A 17,079-nucleotide genomic window follows, 5' to 3' on the forward strand; every position below is an offset into this window, starting at 1 on the left:
AATATAAAATCAGCTAAAGGCTTGGTACTCACGGGTTGTACCGCGAAATCGTTTTAAAAATCAAGGAAAAGTCGGGACGGCAGCAAATAGCCACAAAAAAATGGACCGAATCAGACTAATCTCCGATTCGGTCCTTTTTTATGAAAGTAAGGACTTACTCCTTAGTTTTCTTTCGCTCAATGTACTTTGAGGCGGCGGCTGTGAAGACTACGTCCGTTGAGGAATTCAGCGCGGTTTCGGCCGAATCCTGAAGTACACCGATGACGAAACCAACCGCAACGACCTGCATCGCAACATTCTGATCAATGCCGAAGAGTCCGCAGGCAAGCGGAATCAGAAGCAGCGAACCGCCGGGAACACCGGAAGCACCACAGGCACAGACGGAAGCAACAACAGAAAGAAGAAGCGCTGTGAAGACATCAACTTGAATACCAAGCGTGTGCGCTGCAGCAAGTGTGAGTACGGTAATCGTCACCGCGGCGCCGCCCATGTTGATGGTTGCTCCGATCGGAATAGAAAGAGAATAAAGGTTTTCATCCAGACCAAGCTTGCGGCAAAGATTCATATTCACCGGAATATTTGCCGCTGAAGAACGCGTAAAGAATGCTGTAACACCGCTTTCTCTAAGACAAGCCCAAACCAGAGGATAGGGATTTTCTTTGGTGCAGAGGAAAACAAGAAGCGGATTGACAATGAGCGCGATAACAGCCATAGAACCGAGCAGCACGCACAGCAGGCGAACATAGCTCAGCATTCCTTCAAGACCTGTCGTCGCAACCACTTCTGCCACCAGGCCGAATACGCCGATCGGAGCAAGACGAATAACAACACGAACCACGTACTCAACACTGAAACAAAGATCGGAAACAATGCTCTTTGTCTGATCTGATGAATAACGAAGCGCAAAACCTAAGCTGATCGCCCAGGCAAGAATACCTATGTAGTTCGCATTGGCAATCGCTTTCACGGGATTGTCAACAATGTTAAAAAGAAGGTTGCGAAGAACTTCTCCGATGCCTCCCGGGGCCGTGACTCCGTCCTGAATATTCGCCAGCGCGATACTGGTCGGAAATACGAAGCTCGCCACAACAGCAACTAAAGCTGCAAGCAAAGTACCGACCATATAAAGAAACAAAATGGATTTAATGCCGCCGCCGGTGTGGCCTTCCTGATTGGCAATGGATGCGGCAACCAAAACGAATACCAGTACAGGTGCAACAGCCTTAAGCGCACTGACAAAGAAACTGCCTAAAATGCCGCAGAGCTTCGCTCCTTCCGGATAAATGAAGGCAAGAGCAATACCAAGAACAAGGCCTGCCAAAATCTGCTTAACGAGCGAGCCCTGCTTAATAAGTGAAATTAAGAAAGGAAAAGTTCTTCTCATGGTTTTTAACTATATTGATTTGTAACTATGCTTTGAGTTTACTTTTTTTCTGGCAATTCTCCTAAACTCATAGTTCCTTTTTTGCACGGCTTCTACATGAAATTATCGCGAGGACTCCCTGCTGTCCCGTTTGTCCTGTTCAACATCTTTCTGGACATTCTTGGGATCGGCTTAATCATTCCTGTACTTCCCAAACTTGTCGGAACCCTTGTAGAAAACGCTCAGGCACAGGCCTGGTGGCTCGGCGCTATGCTGATCGCCTACGGTTTCATGCAGTTTGCGCTTGCGCCGACACTCGGGTCACTGTCAGACAAATGGGGACGCAGACCGATTCTTTTGCTCGGGGTTCTCGGTCTGGGCGTAATGTTCTTTGTTCCGGCCTTCTCCGACTCCCTAACTGTCATCCTCCTGTCACGAGTCCTCGGCGGAATGTTCTCGGCCAATATCGCTGTCGCTCAGGCTTATATTGCCGATGTCACACCTAAAGAACAGCGCGCCGCGGCCTTCGGAAAAATCGGAGCGTGCTTTGGCGTGGGATTTATCCTCGGCCCGGCAGCGGGCGGCCTCATCGGAGAATACAGCATTCGACTCCCGTTCATTCTGGCCGGAACCCTTGCAATCCTCAATTTCTTTTACGGCCTATTTATCCTTCCGGAATCACTCAGGATTAAAAATCCAAACGCCGTCACATTTGCAAGATGCAATCCGATCTCGTCTCTGCTCGAACTCGGAAAATTCAAACAAATCGGCGCGCTCCTTGTTGTCATCGCGCTCAGCAGCTTCGTGCAGTCCCTGCTCCACTCAACCTGGTCGCTCTTTACGACCTTCCGATTCCACTGGTCTCCTATGGATATCGGACTGTCTCTGGTTGCAATCGGCACAGTAACCGGGATTATTCAAGGGAAGTTCATCAAAAGTCTGCTCGCTTTTTTCGGACCGAAGCGGCTTATTCTTTTTGGTCTTCTCAGCGGAGCGGCTGCTTACCTTGGGTTCGGACTGATTACTGTAGGCGCTCTTGCATACCTCATCATTGTCCTCAACTTTCTGTCAATGGCCGTAACCCCAACCCTAAACGGAATCGTGTCTGAAGAAGTCCCGTCGGCAGATCAGGGTCGGGCTCTCGGCGCTGTCAGCGCACTCGGAAGCTTAATGGGTGTTCTGGCACCTCTTCTCGGAACGCCTCTTTTAGTACACACCTCTCACATGGCCCCGGGATCAGTCCTGGGCGGACTGCCTTATATCATCTGCTCGGGCCTTCTGCTTCTCGCTGCATTAATCGCGTCTTTGCATTTTCGCAGCCATCCGCGAGCCTAACCAAAGATGCGTTCGCCTATAAAGGGTACCGATTGGATTACATACCGCACTTTTACTTTACATTTACCAATATGTAACTAGGAGATCGCCGTGAACAGTCGAATTTTTCTCTGTCTAATTCCTGCTTTCATTCTTGCCGGCTGCAGCCATTTGAGCGATTTGAACGGCCCCGGCACTTCACATGCCCCGTCAGCAGATGTCTTGAGCCCTAAGTCCGGAGCGCCTTTCCTGACACTTGATGCCAAAGGCTATCAGTATTTTCGCTGCACTGTCGATGCGAGAGGCGGATACTGGAAATTCGAAAGACCCGAAGCCAAACTGACAAACAGCGCCGGAGAAACTGTCGCTGAACTCAGCGGACCAATGCAGGCCTTTGACCACAGCGACGGATCAAGAATCATTTCTTCGCATATAACCGCCTGGGTTAATCCGGCTAATCCCGCCGTCGACAATAAACTTGCACTCCTACAGGCCGTGTCGGATGACCGAGAAGGCGTCTTCAAAGGAGTTAGGTACATCCAAAGACTGGATACCGTCGGCGGAATGCCTCAGGGTTCCTGTACCCAGCCCGATAACGGCAAACTGCAGAAGGTCCCCTTCAGCGCTAAGTTTGTTTTCTGGAAGTAGCGGGTAAATCATCACGGAAAACCTTAGAGATCGTCGCGTCTGCAGCTGCAGGCGCTCGATCTCCCGATGACGGGCCTAAGTTCAAAAGTCAAATTGAGGTATAATTACAGTTTGGCTAAGCAATTGGTTTTAGGGAGGAAATTAATGGGCCTGACCGCAACTACCGTTGGAGGTTACCTCAGAGACTTACCCGCTGACAGACGGGTCGCGATGGCAAGAGTCTGCAGTATGATTCGCCGTTCCGCAAGAGGCGTAAGGGAAAGTATGCGTTATGGTCTGGCTTTCTATGAGCTCCATGGCCCGTTATTCGCTTTAGAGTCAACCGATAAGGATATGACTCTCTTCGTCGCCGAACCTGAAGTCATGGAACAGCATAAAAGTTCTCTTCAGAACTATATTCCGGAAAGATGCGCCATCCGCTTCACTGACTTGAACCGTATTCCGCTCGACAGCCTTGAGAAAATTGTCAGGGATTCCGTCGCCGCTCGCCGCGAACGTCTGAAAGTCGGCTCTGCCCCTACTCAGAAAGAGCTCCTCGCCCTTTGGAAAATCACCGAAGAAGAAGCTAAGGCGCCGCCTCCCATCGTCGTCATTCCGATGGGCAGAGATGAGACCGAAACAGAAGAGCCGGCCCCTGAAGTTCAGGTTCCGGAAGAACCTAAGGAGCCCGTTGAGATCCTCAGAGCCCCGACTTTTAAGGATCCGGCCATGACCGCAAGCAGCCGCCCAAAGAAACAGACGGCTGAAACAGAGGAAACAAAAGCAGAAAAGCCCAAACGCAAAACTGCTGCAAGAAAGAAAACTGCAGCAAAAACCGCTGAAGGCAGTGAGACAGTCAAAAAAACGACTGCTAAAAAAACGACAGCGTCCAAGAAAACCGCAAAAACCTCCGGCTCAGCTGGTACTGCGGCTAAAAAATCTTCTTCCGTAAAGAAGAAAACAACAGCTCGAAACGCCTCTGAGAAGTAATTTCAAACGAATGCTCAAAAACTCCGGACCTCCGGAGTTTTTTCTTTCTCAAATTGGACAAATAAAGCGTTGCGGGAGGTTATTTATGCAATGATTAGCTTGTCTGCAATTTAATTTTGTGTTTTTTGTATATGGACAAAAAAGAGAAAAAATCTCTGTGGAAATGGCTCGTTGTCGCCGTAGCCGTGATTTTCGTTGTCTTCATGGCCGTCCTTCCATTCGCTTGGGAAAGCGGAGATGATGTTCCTGCGCCGAATGCAACTATCGACAGCGGAAACTAAATAATGAGTGATCAAGAGGTTACTGTTCTCTCAGACGTGTCATTCGTAATAAAATCCAACAACAAATAAACCAATTGAATGCAAATTAACCGGGCTCGTTCTTGCTGGTATGACACAACTGAAAAAAAACACAGATATACAAAAAACGGAGATAAAAGGTGAACAGAAACTAAGCGTTAAACTTTTTCTGGTCATATTCATCAAAATGCTCTGTATATTTGCGATCTTTTTCATGTTTTTCGGACCGGAAACCCGAAAAAGTCAGGATCCTGAAACTGTCAGCAGCGGAATCTTAGCCCCTCAACCTATGAATGAAACGGAGGGAAAGAAATAATGATCTCGACTGAATTAGTTGACCTGTCACGGCTGCAGTTCGCCGCAACAGCGATGTATCACTATTTGTTCGTGCCTCTGACCCTCGGTCTCTCCATGCTTTTGGTAGCAATGGAGGCCTGTTATCTGGTCACGGGCAAACAAGTGTACAAAGACATGGTTAAATTCTGGGGAAAACTCTTCGGAATTAACTTTGCTCTCGGCGTTACAACCGGTATTACCATGGAATTCCAGTTCGGTACGAACTGGTCCTATTACTCCCATTATGTCGGCGACATTTTCGGAGCCCCTCTTGCGATTGAAGGCCTCATGGCGTTCTTCCTTGAGTCCACATTTATCGGCTTGTTCTTCTTCGGATGGAACCGTCTGAAAAAGGGCACGCACTTCCTCTGCACTTTCCTGATGGCGCTCGGCTCTAACTTATCCGCCCTCTGGATTCTTGTCGCCAACGGCTGGATGCAGTACCCGACAGGCGCCGAATTCAACTATCAGACGATGCGAATGGAAATGACGAATTTCTTCGACGTCTTCCTTAGCCCTTGGGCCCAGGCTAAGTTCTTCCACACGGTTTCCGCCGGCTACTGCACCGGTGCGGCTTTCGTGCTCGCGATTTCCGCTTACTACATCCTTAAAAACAGAGATCTTGACTTCGCTAAGCGCAGCTTCCGTATCGCCGCTGTCTTCGGTCTTGTCGCCGCGATTTTCACCGTTCAGCAGGGCGATGAATCCGGTTACCTCGTTGCTCAGGATCAGCCGGCTAAACTCGCTTCCATGGAAGGCATTTGGCATACAGATCCTGCACCCGCTCCTATGGCGCTCCTCGCCTGGGCAGATCCGGAACAGAAGAAAAACACTTTTGAAATTACCGTCCCCTGGGTCGCCGGTATCCTCTCCACTCGTTCTCTCGATAAGACTCTTCCGGGCCTTAACGACATTATTGCCCAGAACAAAGAGCGAATCACTCAGGGCGTCGTCGCCGTTCAGGCGCTTGAAAAACTCAGAAAGGATCCTAAGGACGAACAGGCTAAGAATATTTTTGAGCAGCACAAGAAAGACCTCGGCTTCGGTCTTCTTACTAAGAAATATCAGCCTGACAGCGCTAAGGTAACCGAAGAAGACATCCAGAAAGCCGCGGATGACTCCATCCCTTATTCAGTCAACTCCATGTTCTACGCCTTCCGAATTATGGCGGGTACAGGCGTTGCGCTGCTACTTGTCTTCGGACTGTCTGTTTACTACTCGGTTCGCCGTGTAGTCGCTCAGAAACGTCTCTGGCTGCGACTGGTACTGTTTGCGGTTCCGCTCCCCTGGATCGCATGCGAAGCCGGCTGGTTCGTTGCTGAATACGGGCGCCAGCCCTGGACGATTTGGGAAATCCTCCCGACTCACTTATCTGTATCTTCACTGTCTGTCGGCTCGCTTTGGGGCTCTCTGGGAAGCTTGGTGGTTCTCTATACCGGCTTGCTGATCGTTGAGGCCTGGCTGATGGTACGCTTTGCCAAACTCGGACCGAGTGCTTTAGGCACAGGTGCTTATCACCATGAACAGGCTGCAAAATAAGGAGAGAGAGAATGTTTATTGATTACGAAATACTCAAGCTTATTTGGTGGCTCTTTATCGGTCTGCTTCTTGCTGGTTTTGCGGTGATGGACGGACAGGATATGGGCGTCGGTACACTCCTCCCCTTTATCGGCAGAACCGATGACCAGAGACGCGTCATGATTAATTCCGTCGCGCCTCACTGGGACGGAAACCAGGTATGGTTCATCACGGGCGGCGGCGCTATCTTCGCCGCTTGGCCTCTGATCTACGCTACCGCCTTCTCCGGCTTCTACTGGGCAATGCTGCTTGTCCTCTTTGCCCTGTTCTTCCGCCCCGTCGGTTTTGATTACCGCAGCAAGGTCGCAAATACCGCATGGAGAGGAACTTGGGACTGGCTTCTCTTCCTCGGAAGCTTTGTCCCGCCGGTTGTGTGCGGCGTCGCTTTCGGCAACCTCCTCGAAGGTGTTCCGTTCCACTTTGACGACCATCTGAGAAGCTTCTACACAGGCTCCTTCTGGGCCCTTCTTAACCCGTTCGCAATCCTCTGCGGTCTGGTTTCCATCTGTATGGTCGTCGCTCAGGGTTCCAACTACCTCGTACTCCGTACGGAGGGCGAGCTGCAGGGACGTGCTAAGGTCTGCGGTCAGATTTCTTCACTGCTCTTCCTTGCACTCTTCATCCTTGCAGGTATTTGGGTCTACATGGGTATCAACGGCTATGTCATTACCTCTGCGATCGATCCGAACATGCTTCCCAATCCGATGAGCAAAACCGTGGAAGTTCAGTCAGGCGCCTGGTTCGCTAACTACATGAACTACCCGATCCTCTGGATATTCCCGGCTCTTTCTGTTGCCGGAGCACTCCTCTCGTTCGTATGCGTGAGCAAAATGAAGGCCGGCGCCGCAATCGTTTTCTCCTCTCTGGCAGAAATCGGTACCATCTTTACTCCGCTGGTCGCCATGTTCCCGTTCCTGATGCCGTCCTCTTCCAACCCCGTCTCTTCTCTGACGGCATGGGACTGCACGAGCTCTGAACTGACTCTGTTCACGATGCTGTTCGTCACGATCGTATTCCTGCCGATTGTCCTGCTTTACACAGGCTGGGCTTACAAAGTCATGAGCGGAAAACTGACCGACGCAATGATTCAGAAAGATTCTAAGAATCTTTACTAATCGATCTATTTCAACTTAAAACTGTCCGGGCGCTGTCCGGACAGAAAAGAGACAAAAAAACTATGACGTATATTGCTTGGATCTGCGCCTTTCTTCTGATGATCGTCCTTAGCGCCCTTGCAACACTGGGCCTGGATTTTTCCGACGATAATCAGTCGAATTCATAATGCGTATCTTGTCCTTTTTGATCGCTTTGGCGGTGGCCGCATCCGTTATCCTTTATCCGCGCGCTATCGCCAGCGATATGACGGATGTCCCCCACGGATGGCTGGTGCTCCTACTGATCGGAATGAGTTTGTGCTTTGTGCACGGTGTGGGATTTAAAACCAACAGCCGTATTCTTAATATTATTTTTTCTCCGCTGGTTGCGTGGCCCTGTGTGGCCGCTGCAGGATACATCATCCTCAGTCAGGGACCTCTGTTCTGCTAATTAAAGCAGTCCGAAAGAGGCCATAAATACCGGCATTGTTAAAGACGACAGCGCAGTGCTCGCAAGCAGAGCATTCGCTGTTGATTCTTTTACCACATTAAACTCGCGGCTCATAATGTACACATTGACGCCAACCGGCAGACAGCCGAAAAGACATGCAGCCTGAGTTTCTATTCGGCCAAGCTCGAGCCCCCGGCACAATAGGTACACCGTCAGAGGCATCACAGCGAGCTTAAAAAATGTTTCTGCTGCGGTAACGCTCAGATGCGAAGCGATTCGATACTGCGCCAATCCGATGCCCACAGAAAAAAGCGCTACCGGCGTCGCCGCTGCGGCAAGTCCTGTAAGCACCGACTCAGCAGCCGTCGGAAGCGATATATGGAAATACGAAAAACAAAGACCGGCTAAGATCGCTGCAATCACCGGATTCTTAACCGTTCTGTACAAGCCTTCCGCACACGTTCTTAAATACGACGGAGAGCAGCTTCGGCAAACCTCAACAGCAATCGTCGCAACAAGCCAAAGTACAAAAACATTGATCGAAATCAGAAGAGAAATCGCCGGAATACAGTCTTCTCCAAGCAGCGATATTGCAAGCGGTACACCAAGCTGAACATTGTTCGAGAAAATGGCGCCCATGGAAAATACAGTGCTTTCATCGCCCGCCATGGCAAAAGACTTTCGACCGATAGTCCAAGCCGCTATGCAGACAATAAAACATGCGCCAAAAAACGCGATCCCGATCTTCCAGTCCGGCGGCGGAAGTTCCCCGATTCTGCGCATAGATTGAAAAAGCATGCACGGAATCGTTACCGTAAACGAAAATTTTGCCAGAGCTGCGCCAACCTCGCTTCCCAACAGTTTCACTTTCGCACAGAGCCAACCGGCCCCTATTGTCAGGAAAAGAGGCAGCGAAACCAGGAAAGTCTGAAGAAAAAGCGCCACCATGCCCTCAAAGAATCCGTCTGAGAGAGATTATAAGAGAGGCTTATAGCTGAGTCGCCTGCTTACGTTACATTGGCATCGGCAGACCATCGGACAGACGCATCCATCCGCGAATAATGCGATAGCAGACCCAAATTCCTAAAATGACAAAACCGACAATCCAAATGGCGAAACCGATCAGGAAAATAGCAAGCAGCAGGCCGAGAAGCCAGACGAGAATAATCCACAGAAGCGCATACCAGAATGTCCTGATCTGCCAGGAGAAATGACTGTCCAGATAGGTGCCCCTGACGTCAGATCGTTCCACATAATTGATAATAACGGCAATAATCGACGGCCAGCCGAATACAAAGGCCGTCGCTATTGATGCTCCGGTAAATACTCCGATTAAAATCGACAGCGCATGAAGCGCATAAACCACACGTGTAACAGTAATTAAACTGGGCGGAACCGGAGCGCGTCTAACCCCGCTCTCATCAGTTACAATTTCATATTCGCTCATTCTTTTCCCCAACAAGGAACGTTCTGCACGTATCATTGCTATTAAAGTCCAATTAGACAAGGATTTTTCAGAATCGTGGCTTTTTTGGGAAATAGGCTTGGCATTCCGTATCCTTTATCAGGATTTCGGCGAGGAGGTAAACGTGAGAATTTTATTAGTAGAAGATGATGAAATGATCGGCGAAGCCGTTTCTGACGGACTTAAGTCGGAAGGTTACGCGGTAGATTGGGTAAAAGACGGCAACTCAGCCGTTATCGCTCTGGATACAACTCCTTTTTCGATCGTAATTCTTGATCTGGGGCTGCCTGGAAAAGACGGTTTGGCCGTACTTAAAGAGCTTCGCAGACGAAAAAATCATATCCCTGTACTTATAACCACCGCTCGTGATACGGTCAACGACAGAATCGAAGGATTGGACGCCGGCGCCGATGATTATTTGGTCAAACCGTATGACCTTGACGAACTCAGCGCAAGAATTCGAGCGCTTCTGAGACGCTCAGCCGGAAGAAGCGATCCGATCATACGCAGAGGCCGCCTCACTATTAATCCCTCGACTCGGGAAGTCGTCTTTAACGGCAATTCCGTCATACTTTCCAGTAAGGAATACGCACTGCTGTTTGCGCTCGCCGAAAGACAGGGCATTGTTCTCTCCCGCTCTCAGCTCGAAGAAAAACTCTATAACTATGATTCCCTAATCGGCTCTAATGCTATTGAAGTTCACATCCATCATCTGAGAAAGAAACTCAGTGAGGACAGCATTAAAACCGTCCGTGGAGTGGGCTACGTTCTCGAAACCTAATGTATTCCATTAAGACTCGACTGCTGGCGGCCATAACAATTGCCCTGACCCTGGCAACCCTGTGTGCGGCTGCCGCTATCTATTTCTCTGTTGAAAACGAGATCAACCGACTGCTCGATAATTCTCTTCGACAGGTCGCCCTTGCCTATCAAAATGTCCGCTCACAGGACATTCTGCGTATTCGAAGAGATTTCTTTGCGCAGGACGAGAGCATGGTGGTACAGATTATCGATCCGAACACCGGAGCAAAGGCGCTTTCCAGAAGTATGGATCCTCTGCCGATAGCAGATCAGATTGGCTTCTCCAATGTCAAAATCGGCGGCGAAATCTGGCGACTTTATACAACTCAGAACTCTTACGGACCAATCATAGAGGTAGCGCAGCCTACATTTGTGCGCAGCGAAATTGCGCTGCAGTCGGCAAAATCCGTACTGCTGCCGCTCTTTTTTATGCTGGTGCTCATCGCTTTGGTATGCCAAATTATCATCGGGCAGGGATTCAGAGCGCTCAGCCGAACCGCATCGGCAATCGGACGGCGTTCTCCGTCATCCCTAACCCCGCTTTCGCTAAAAGGTCTGCCTGCGGAAATTGAACCCCTTGTTTCATCGCTGAACAACCTTCTGGAACAGCTCAGCGACAGCCTTAAAGCTCAGAAACGATTTGCCTCGGACGCCGCCCATGAACTGCGGACTCCGCTCACCGCGCTGACACTTCAGATCCAGCTTGCGGAAAGAGCTAAAACCGAAGAAGCCAGACAAAAAGCCTTTGGCCGTCTTAAGGACGGAATCAAACGCGCGACGCGTCTGGTTACTCAGCTGCTGACAATGGCGCGCCTTGACCCGGACAACCGCTCACAGCCCTTGCTTCCGCTCGATCTGACCGCCTTGGCCCATTCCGTTTGCGATGAACTCGCGCCGCTTGCCGCCCAGAAGAATATCGAACTGAAAGCGGCCTCGGATAAACCCGCTGTAGCCATCGCCAACGAAGACGCACTGCGTTTGCTCATGAACAACCTCTGTGACAATGCGATGCGTTACACACCGGCAGACGGACACATCGAAATCAGGACGTATATCCGTGCTTCCAAGGCTTTTATCGAGGTTTGCGACGACGGGCCGGGCGTTCCGGAAACAGAAAGAGAACGCATCTTTGAACGCTTCTATCGGGCTGAAGGCACAAAAACAATTCCCGGCACAGGACTCGGACTCGCAATCGTAAGACGCGTCGCGGAACTGCACGGCGGCACACCTTCGCTTGACGCCGGACTAAACGGCAAAGGCGTATGCTTCCGAATTTCATTCCCGGTAGCAGGCGCTCAGGAAGAAAATTAAACAATTTTGATTCCGCTTTTTTAATGAAGCAGCCTAAATTCCTTCCTACAATGATGTGCATTAGGTAAAGCGATTATCGATAACGGAGTCCAATAATAATGACGTTTCACAAATTTGCTGCCGCGGCGGCTGCCGCAGTACTTGTCATGACTGTGCCGGCTCAGCTCTCTTCTCTAAACGCAGTCAGCTCTGCCCATGCACAGACATCTGCCGTTTCCTCCCTCCCGGACTTCTCTAAACTCGTTGAAGACAACGGAAACGCGGTTGTTAGTATCGCCGTCGTTGAAAAAAGAAAGAAACGTGCCGAAAGCATGATCCCAAAGGATCAACTCGATTTTTTCCGCCACTTCGGCTTCCCCTTTCCTTTCGGAGATAACGGAGGCTTTACGCCGGGAAGACGTGGACAAGGGTCAGGTTTCATCATTAGCCCGGACGGATACATCCTCACAAATAATCATGTCGTTGAAAACGCAGATGACGTGACAGTCAGTCTCACCGATAAACGTGAGTTCAAAGCTAAGGTCGTCGGAACGGACCCTAAAACCGATATCGCACTGATTAAGATCGAAGGAAAGGACTTCCCGGCAGTTCGTCTCGGCAACTCCGACAACGTCAAGGTCGGAGAATGGGTGGCCGCCATCGGCGCGCCCTTTGGTCTGGACAACACCGTCACGGCCGGAATCGTCTCGGCAAAAAGCCGCAGCCTGCCGGATGAACAATTTGTACCCTTCATTCAGACCGATGTTGCGGTAAACCCGGGCAACTCCGGCGGACCGCTTTTTAACATGAAGGGTGAAGTCATCGGAATCAATTCTCAGATTTTTTCGACTTCGGGCGGCTTTATGGGACTCTCCTTCGCAATCCCGATTAATCTTGCCGTTCAGATTAAAAATAATCTGCAGAAGTACGGGAAAGTTTCGCGCGGAAGAATCGGCATACTGATGCAGCAGATGACGCCGGAACTTGCTAAAAGTTTCGGTATTAAGGAGACCAAAGGCGCGCTGATCGCTCAGCTGGAAAAAGACGGTCCGGCAGACAAGGCAAAACTCAAGGAAGGCGATATTATCGTTGAATTCAACGGCACACCGATCTCGGAACTGAATGAATTATCTCAGGCAGTCGCAGGCACTAAGCCCGGAACCAAAGCCCGGCTTAAAGTCATAAGAGACGGAAAGCTTCAGGATTTCACCATTGTTATCGGGGAGCTGACTCCCGAAGGAATCCGCAATCTCAAGCGCCCTGAAAATTTCAGTATCGGAATTCTGGACTTGGAAACCCGCCCTCTGGATCCTAAAGAGAAAAAGCGCGTTGAAAACGGCATCGCCGTTGTTTCGTCAGCCGGTATTGCCGCCGCTGCCGGTATACGCAAAGGCGATATCATCTTAAAAGCAGGCGGAAGAACAATAAAGAGTCGGGAGGACTTCGCCTCTGCTGTCAAAGGGGCTAAGGACAGCCTTGCCATCCTTATTGATCGATCCGGCAGACGAATTTTTGTGCCGATCAAACTCGCCGACAAATAAGACGGGACAAAGGGGGCTCTAAGAGCCTCCTCAGTGTTTCCCGGAGTAATGAAGTGAGGTTAGCATAAGTCCGTCCAGGCAAGCGGGATTTCGATTAGGTTTCCCCGCAGACGTTTTCGGAAGTTCCTCCACCCAGGCGATACGGCGCGGTGATTTGTATGCCGCTAAATAAGGCTCAAGCGTCTTAACGATATCTTCCGCTTTTGGAATTTGGTCTTTGTCTCTCGGCACGAGAAGTGCGGTCACAATTGAGCCCCACGTCTCATCCGGCTTTCCGAGAACCAGAGCGTTTTTGACCGACGGAAGCCTCTCCAGCGCCTCCTCAACTTCTGCGGGATAGACATTCTCGCCACCACTGATAATCATGTCCGTACGTCTTGCAAAAATCCGTACGAATCCGTCTTCACCAACCTCTCCGATATCGCCGCTGTCGAACCATTCGCCCTTTTCCAAAGGCTTCCTGCCCCAATAGCCGCTCATCAGCATATCTCCGCGGACAAAGATATGCCCGTCCCGCGATTCAAGCTCAACCCCGGGATTGATCCTACCGCTTCCTTCTGTTTTATGAAAACGCAGGGAAAAGGGTGTCGTCACCACATTGCTCGCTGTCTCCGTCATCCCATACGTCATGATGAGAGGAATGCCTTTCTTCTCAGCCTCTTCCTTAAGCTTTACCGATGTCGGCGCGCCCCCGACAAGAAGCGCCTTCAGACGGGGATTGGGGCGCCAATCCGGCGCCTCATCAAACACTTTCATCAGCATCGTGGGAACAATGGACGAGTAAGTGATTTTTGCTTCCTCCATTGTCCTCAGATAATCCTCAACCTTGAACTTCGGTCCGAGCGCAATCGCGCTTCGGGCTGCCAGCGAACGGGTCAGAATCGAAAAACCGCCGATACGCGCCGGAGAAATAGATAGGAGCCACACGTCATCGTGATTCAAAGGGATGTTGCCCCGAGAAGCTTCAGCGCTGGCTATCAGCGCTCTGCGCGTGAGAACGGCCGGCTTTGGAAGCCCTGTCGTTCCGGATGTGAACAAAATAACCGCCGCATCTTCCGGCAGCTTCTGATCAATGTGCGCAACACTTTCCGCAAGTACGCGCTTCTCGTAGTCCGTCAGCCCCGGATGGAAAAGAAGAATCGGCTGCTTTCTTTCCAGAAGCGCAAAAACCGATACGATGGTGTCCAAACAGGGGGAAGCCGTCAGATGATAAGGAACCGAGTCATCAAGCTCCTTATCTTTCTGTCTGACCAGCTCAAGAAGCTCACGGTAGGAAATCACTTTGCCGTGATCAATCACCGCGGGCGCCTCCGCTCTTTCAGAGGCTGCCGCTGAAATTGATAAAGCCTTATCCGTTTCCTCTTTGCTCATAATGCTCGATGATTAAGGTAAGCGGGGGAATTTCTTGAAGTTCGGGCGGCGTTTTTCTAAGAAAGCCTCTTTGCCTTCTTTACCCTCTTCGGTCATGTAGTAGAGAAGCGTAGCGTTTCCGGCAAGTTCCTGAAGACCGGCCTGGCCGTCACAGTCCGCGTTGAGCGCAGCTTTAAGACAGCGAATGGCAATCGGAGAATTCGCAAGAATCTCACGGCACCATTGAACCGTTTCCGCCTCGAGCTCTTCATACGGCACCACTGCATTGACAAGACCCATTTCAAGGGCTTCTGTCGCATCATAGAAGCGGCAGAGGAACCAAATTTCTCTGGCTTTCTTCTGACCGACGATTCGAGCCATATAAGACGCACCCCAGCCGCCGTCAAAAGAACCGACCTTCGGTCCGGTCTGTCCGAATCTGGCGTTGTCGGCTGCCAAAGTAAGGTCGCACATCATGTGAAGCACGTGGCCGCCGCCGACGCACCAGCCGGCTACCATAGCGATAACCGGCTTCGGGCAAGTACGGATCTGTCTCTGAAAATCAAGAACATTCAGACGAGGCACGCCGTCACTGCCCACATAGCCGCCGTTTCCGCGAACTTTCTGATCGCCGCCGGAGCAGAAAGCGTCCTTGCCTTCTCCGGTCAGAATAATGACGCCGATATTTTCGTCATCTCTGGCATCGGCCAAAGCCTGTTCCATTTCCCTTACGGTCAGCGGACGAAAAGCGTTTCTCACCTGCGGACGGTTGATGGTAATTTTCGCAATGCCTTCTTCGGATTTTTCGTACCGGATATCCTCAAAATCTCCCGCTTTTTTCCACTCGGGGACGCGGGGAAGAGAAGAAGTATCAAGCTGTGGCTGCATTTTTTGTTCCTAGAGAATAATTAAATTAATGACAACAAATTTTAGTTCCTGGCCGACGGAATTTGAGAAACGAGCGCATCCCATTTCGGCTGTTCTTCATGAATAAAGCGACTGAATGTTTCACTGTCCGAGAAAACCGGCTCCACACCTAGATTCTGAAGTCTTCTGCGTGCCTGATCGTCTTTAGCAAGTGCGTGAAAAGCGTCTGAAAAACCTTTCACGGTCTCCTTATCCGCTCCCTTCGGAAGTGCAAAACCGTCCCAAGCGTACAGCTCGTAGTTGTCCAGTCCTGCTTCTTTCATCGTCGGAATTTCCGGTGCCGCCGACAGTCTTTCGGGCGTTGTTACGGCAAGCGCCTTCAACGAGCCGCTCTTCACGTGAGGAAGGACATTCGAACTCACATCAATCATGAACGGAATTCGTCCCGCCATGACCTCTACAAGCGCGGCAGCGCCGCCGGAATGCGGGATGTGAGTAAGCTTGATGCCGGCCCGTTTCGCCAGATACTCGCCTGCCAAGTGACTTGTGGTGCCTACGCCCGAAGAGGCGAAGTTCACCGCCTCAGGATGCTCTTTGGCGTATTTGATCAAACTCGGTAAATCCGTCACACCCTCTATGGTTTTCGGATTCAGCACCATGATCAAACCGATTTTGGAGAGCTGACCGACAGGAATTAAATCTGTCATCGGATCAAATGGAACATTTTTATAAAGTTTCTTATTGACACACATGATCCCGTTTGTGACATAAGCAAGTGTTTTACCGTCCGGCTTAGCGGCCGCAGCTGCTGCTGTTCCAATATTGCCGCCCGCACCGGGACGATTGAGCACCCAGATCGGCTCACCGTATTTTTCAGCAAACAGATCCAGCGAAGCACGCGCTAAATTGTCTCCGCCACCTCCCGGAGGAAACGGAACTATCAGACTGACTTCTTTGCCCGTCTGTGCGGAAACGATTGATCCGCAGCCTAAAAGGACGGCCGATGACACCGAAAGAATAAAGCTCCGACGCTTCATATAGTTTTCCCTAAAAAAATCTGTACCGTATGGTACAGTACAATTATGGGATAATCAATGAATGTTACTCAAAACGTGCTTTTGGCTTGTCAGAGATCAGCCGTGCACGGAAGAAAAAAGGCTGCTACTTGAAACCGATTACAAAAGAAGCAAAAACACAGCGCGGCAGAGATCGTCAAAAGACACTCCTGGACACGGCAATTAATGTGTTTTTAGAGCATGGATACGAGCGGGCTTCGCTGGAGAAAATCATTCTCTCAGCGGGCGGTTCGCGCTCCACGATCTATTCGCTCTACGGCAGCAAGCGCGGCCTGTTTTTAGCCTGCCTAAAACATCTGGTGGACGAGGTCTACTATGCCTACGAAGATTTCTATGATGAGAAACGCGGCTGGGAAGAGGAACTCGAAGTCTTCGGCAATATCTATCTGCGTTCCATTCTTTCGGACAAAGCGATCGGTACGAGCCGACTAATTTTTTCCGTGACTGCAAGGGAACCGGAAATCGGACGCTGGTACTACACAGAAGGCGCTCAGCTCAGTTATCTCTGTTTTGCGAAGGTCCTTGAAAACAAACTTCCGCTGGACTTTAACGACCTCAAAGAGATCTCTCTGCATTACATCGAGATGCTAAAGTCCGACCTGTACCACCATCGTCTCTGTGATCCGCACTTCATTCC

Annotated in this window: 18 protein-coding genes; 12 read left to right on the plus strand and 6 right to left on the minus strand. The window is 50.5% G+C overall.

Annotated features, from left to right (window positions below; genetic code table 11):
• Positions 1–154 precede the first annotated feature (154 nt).
• Complete coding sequence (gene sstT, locus E5987_RS11420; RefSeq protein ID WP_160336209.1) at positions 155–1,384, minus strand: serine/threonine transporter SstT; 1,230 nt, start codon at positions 1,382–1,384, stop codon at positions 155–157.
• Positions 1,385–1,480: 96 nt separating this feature from the next.
• On the opposite strand from sstT, the gene E5987_RS11425 reads away from it, so the two are divergent.
• The 8 genes from E5987_RS11425 to E5987_RS11455 all read left to right on the plus strand — a co-directional run bounded on the left by E5987_RS11425 (position 1,481) and on the right by E5987_RS11455 (position 8,052).
• The gene (locus tag E5987_RS11425; RefSeq protein WP_160336210.1) at positions 1,481–2,698 is read left to right on the plus strand and encodes an MFS transporter; all 1,218 of its coding nucleotides are present in this window, start codon (positions 1,481–1,483) and stop codon (positions 2,696–2,698) included.
• 90 nt (positions 2,699–2,788) lie between these two features.
• The gene (locus tag E5987_RS11430) at positions 2,789–3,325 is read left to right on the plus strand and encodes a DUF3455 domain-containing protein (RefSeq protein WP_251451396.1); all 537 of its coding nucleotides are present in this window, start codon (positions 2,789–2,791) and stop codon (positions 3,323–3,325) included.
• Positions 3,326–3,469: 144 nt separating this feature from the next.
• On the plus strand, positions 3,470–4,294 hold the full coding sequence (locus E5987_RS11435) for a DUF1801 domain-containing protein (RefSeq protein ID WP_160336211.1): 825 nt from the start codon (positions 3,470–3,472) through the stop codon (positions 4,292–4,294).
• A gap of 131 nt (positions 4,295–4,425) precedes the next feature.
• Positions 4,426–4,575 (plus strand): hypothetical protein, encoded by a 150-nt coding sequence (locus E5987_RS11440; protein WP_160336212.1) that lies wholly within the window; start codon positions 4,426–4,428, stop codon positions 4,573–4,575.
• Between the two features lie 109 nt (positions 4,576–4,684).
• Positions 4,685–4,909 carry a cytochrome oxidase putative small subunit CydP gene (gene cydP, locus E5987_RS13535; protein ID WP_289171402.1) on the plus strand — a complete coding sequence of 75 codons (225 nt, stop codon included), beginning with the start codon at positions 4,685–4,687 and terminating at the stop codon, positions 4,907–4,909.
• Positions 4,909–6,468 carry a cytochrome ubiquinol oxidase subunit I gene (locus tag E5987_RS11445; protein ID WP_160336213.1) on the plus strand — a complete coding sequence of 520 codons (1,560 nt, stop codon included), beginning with the start codon at positions 4,909–4,911 and terminating at the stop codon, positions 6,466–6,468. Before cydP ends, E5987_RS11445 begins: the two co-directional genes overlap by 1 nt.
• Before the next feature lie 11 nt (positions 6,469–6,479).
• The gene (cydB, locus tag E5987_RS11450; RefSeq protein WP_160336214.1) at positions 6,480–7,622 is read left to right on the plus strand and encodes a cytochrome d ubiquinol oxidase subunit II; all 1,143 of its coding nucleotides are present in this window, start codon (positions 6,480–6,482) and stop codon (positions 7,620–7,622) included.
• A 166-nt stretch (positions 7,623–7,788) separates the two neighbouring features.
• Entirely contained in the window at positions 7,789–8,052 is a 264-nt protein-coding gene (locus tag E5987_RS11455; RefSeq protein WP_160336215.1) for a cyd operon YbgE family protein, read from the plus strand.
• Here E5987_RS11455 and E5987_RS11460 read toward each other — a convergent pair whose 3' ends face one another.
• Together E5987_RS11460 and E5987_RS11465 are read right to left on the minus strand one after the other, a co-directional pair.
• Complete coding sequence (locus tag E5987_RS11460) at positions 8,053–9,000, minus strand: AEC family transporter (protein ID WP_160336216.1); 948 nt, start codon at positions 8,998–9,000, stop codon at positions 8,053–8,055. It lies immediately after the preceding gene.
• 64 nt (positions 9,001–9,064) lie between these two features.
• Positions 9,065–9,499, minus strand: a complete 435-nt coding sequence (locus tag E5987_RS11465; RefSeq protein WP_160336217.1) for a DUF4870 family protein — start codon at positions 9,497–9,499, stop codon at positions 9,065–9,067.
• Positions 9,500–9,641: 142 nt separating this feature from the next.
• Between E5987_RS11465 and E5987_RS11470 the strand changes: the two genes are divergently transcribed.
• From E5987_RS11470 to E5987_RS11480, 3 genes are all read left to right on the plus strand, one after another.
• Positions 9,642–10,298, plus strand: coding sequence for a response regulator (locus E5987_RS11470; protein ID WP_160336218.1), 657 nt, complete (start codon positions 9,642–9,644; stop codon positions 10,296–10,298).
• Positions 10,298–11,629, plus strand: a complete 1,332-nt coding sequence (locus E5987_RS11475; RefSeq protein WP_160336219.1) for an ATP-binding protein — start codon at positions 10,298–10,300, stop codon at positions 11,627–11,629. Before E5987_RS11470 ends, E5987_RS11475 begins: the two co-directional genes overlap by 1 nt.
• A 98-nt stretch (positions 11,630–11,727) precedes the next feature.
• Complete coding sequence (locus tag E5987_RS11480; protein WP_160336220.1) at positions 11,728–13,149, plus strand: Do family serine endopeptidase; 1,422 nt, start codon at positions 11,728–11,730, stop codon at positions 13,147–13,149.
• 30 nt (positions 13,150–13,179) lie between these two features.
• On the opposite strand, the gene E5987_RS11485 is transcribed toward E5987_RS11480, so the two are convergent.
• From E5987_RS11485 to E5987_RS11495, 3 genes are read right to left on the minus strand one after another with little or no spacing between them, the layout of a single operon-like run.
• Positions 13,180–14,520 (minus strand): class I adenylate-forming enzyme family protein, encoded by a 1,341-nt coding sequence (locus E5987_RS11485; RefSeq protein WP_160336221.1) that lies wholly within the window; start codon positions 14,518–14,520, stop codon positions 13,180–13,182.
• Between the two features lie 12 nt (positions 14,521–14,532).
• Complete coding sequence (gene menB / locus E5987_RS11490) at positions 14,533–15,387, minus strand: 1,4-dihydroxy-2-naphthoyl-CoA synthase (RefSeq protein WP_160336222.1); 855 nt, start codon at positions 15,385–15,387, stop codon at positions 14,533–14,535.
• Between the two features lie 41 nt (positions 15,388–15,428).
• Positions 15,429–16,403 carry a Bug family tripartite tricarboxylate transporter substrate binding protein gene (locus E5987_RS11495; RefSeq protein ID WP_160336223.1) on the minus strand — a complete coding sequence of 325 codons (975 nt, stop codon included), beginning with the start codon at positions 16,401–16,403 and terminating at the stop codon, positions 15,429–15,431.
• Between the two features lie 128 nt (positions 16,404–16,531).
• On the opposite strand from E5987_RS11495, the gene E5987_RS11500 reads away from it, so the two are divergent.
• Positions 16,532–17,079, plus strand: a 548-nt coding sequence (locus E5987_RS11500) for a TetR/AcrR family transcriptional regulator (RefSeq protein ID WP_237178826.1), incomplete at its 3' end; no start/stop codon positions are given.

The organism is Parasutterella muris (genome assembly GCF_009767915.1).
In the GTDB taxonomy this organism is placed as follows: domain Bacteria; phylum Pseudomonadota; class Gammaproteobacteria; order Burkholderiales; family Burkholderiaceae_F; genus Parasutterella; species Parasutterella muris.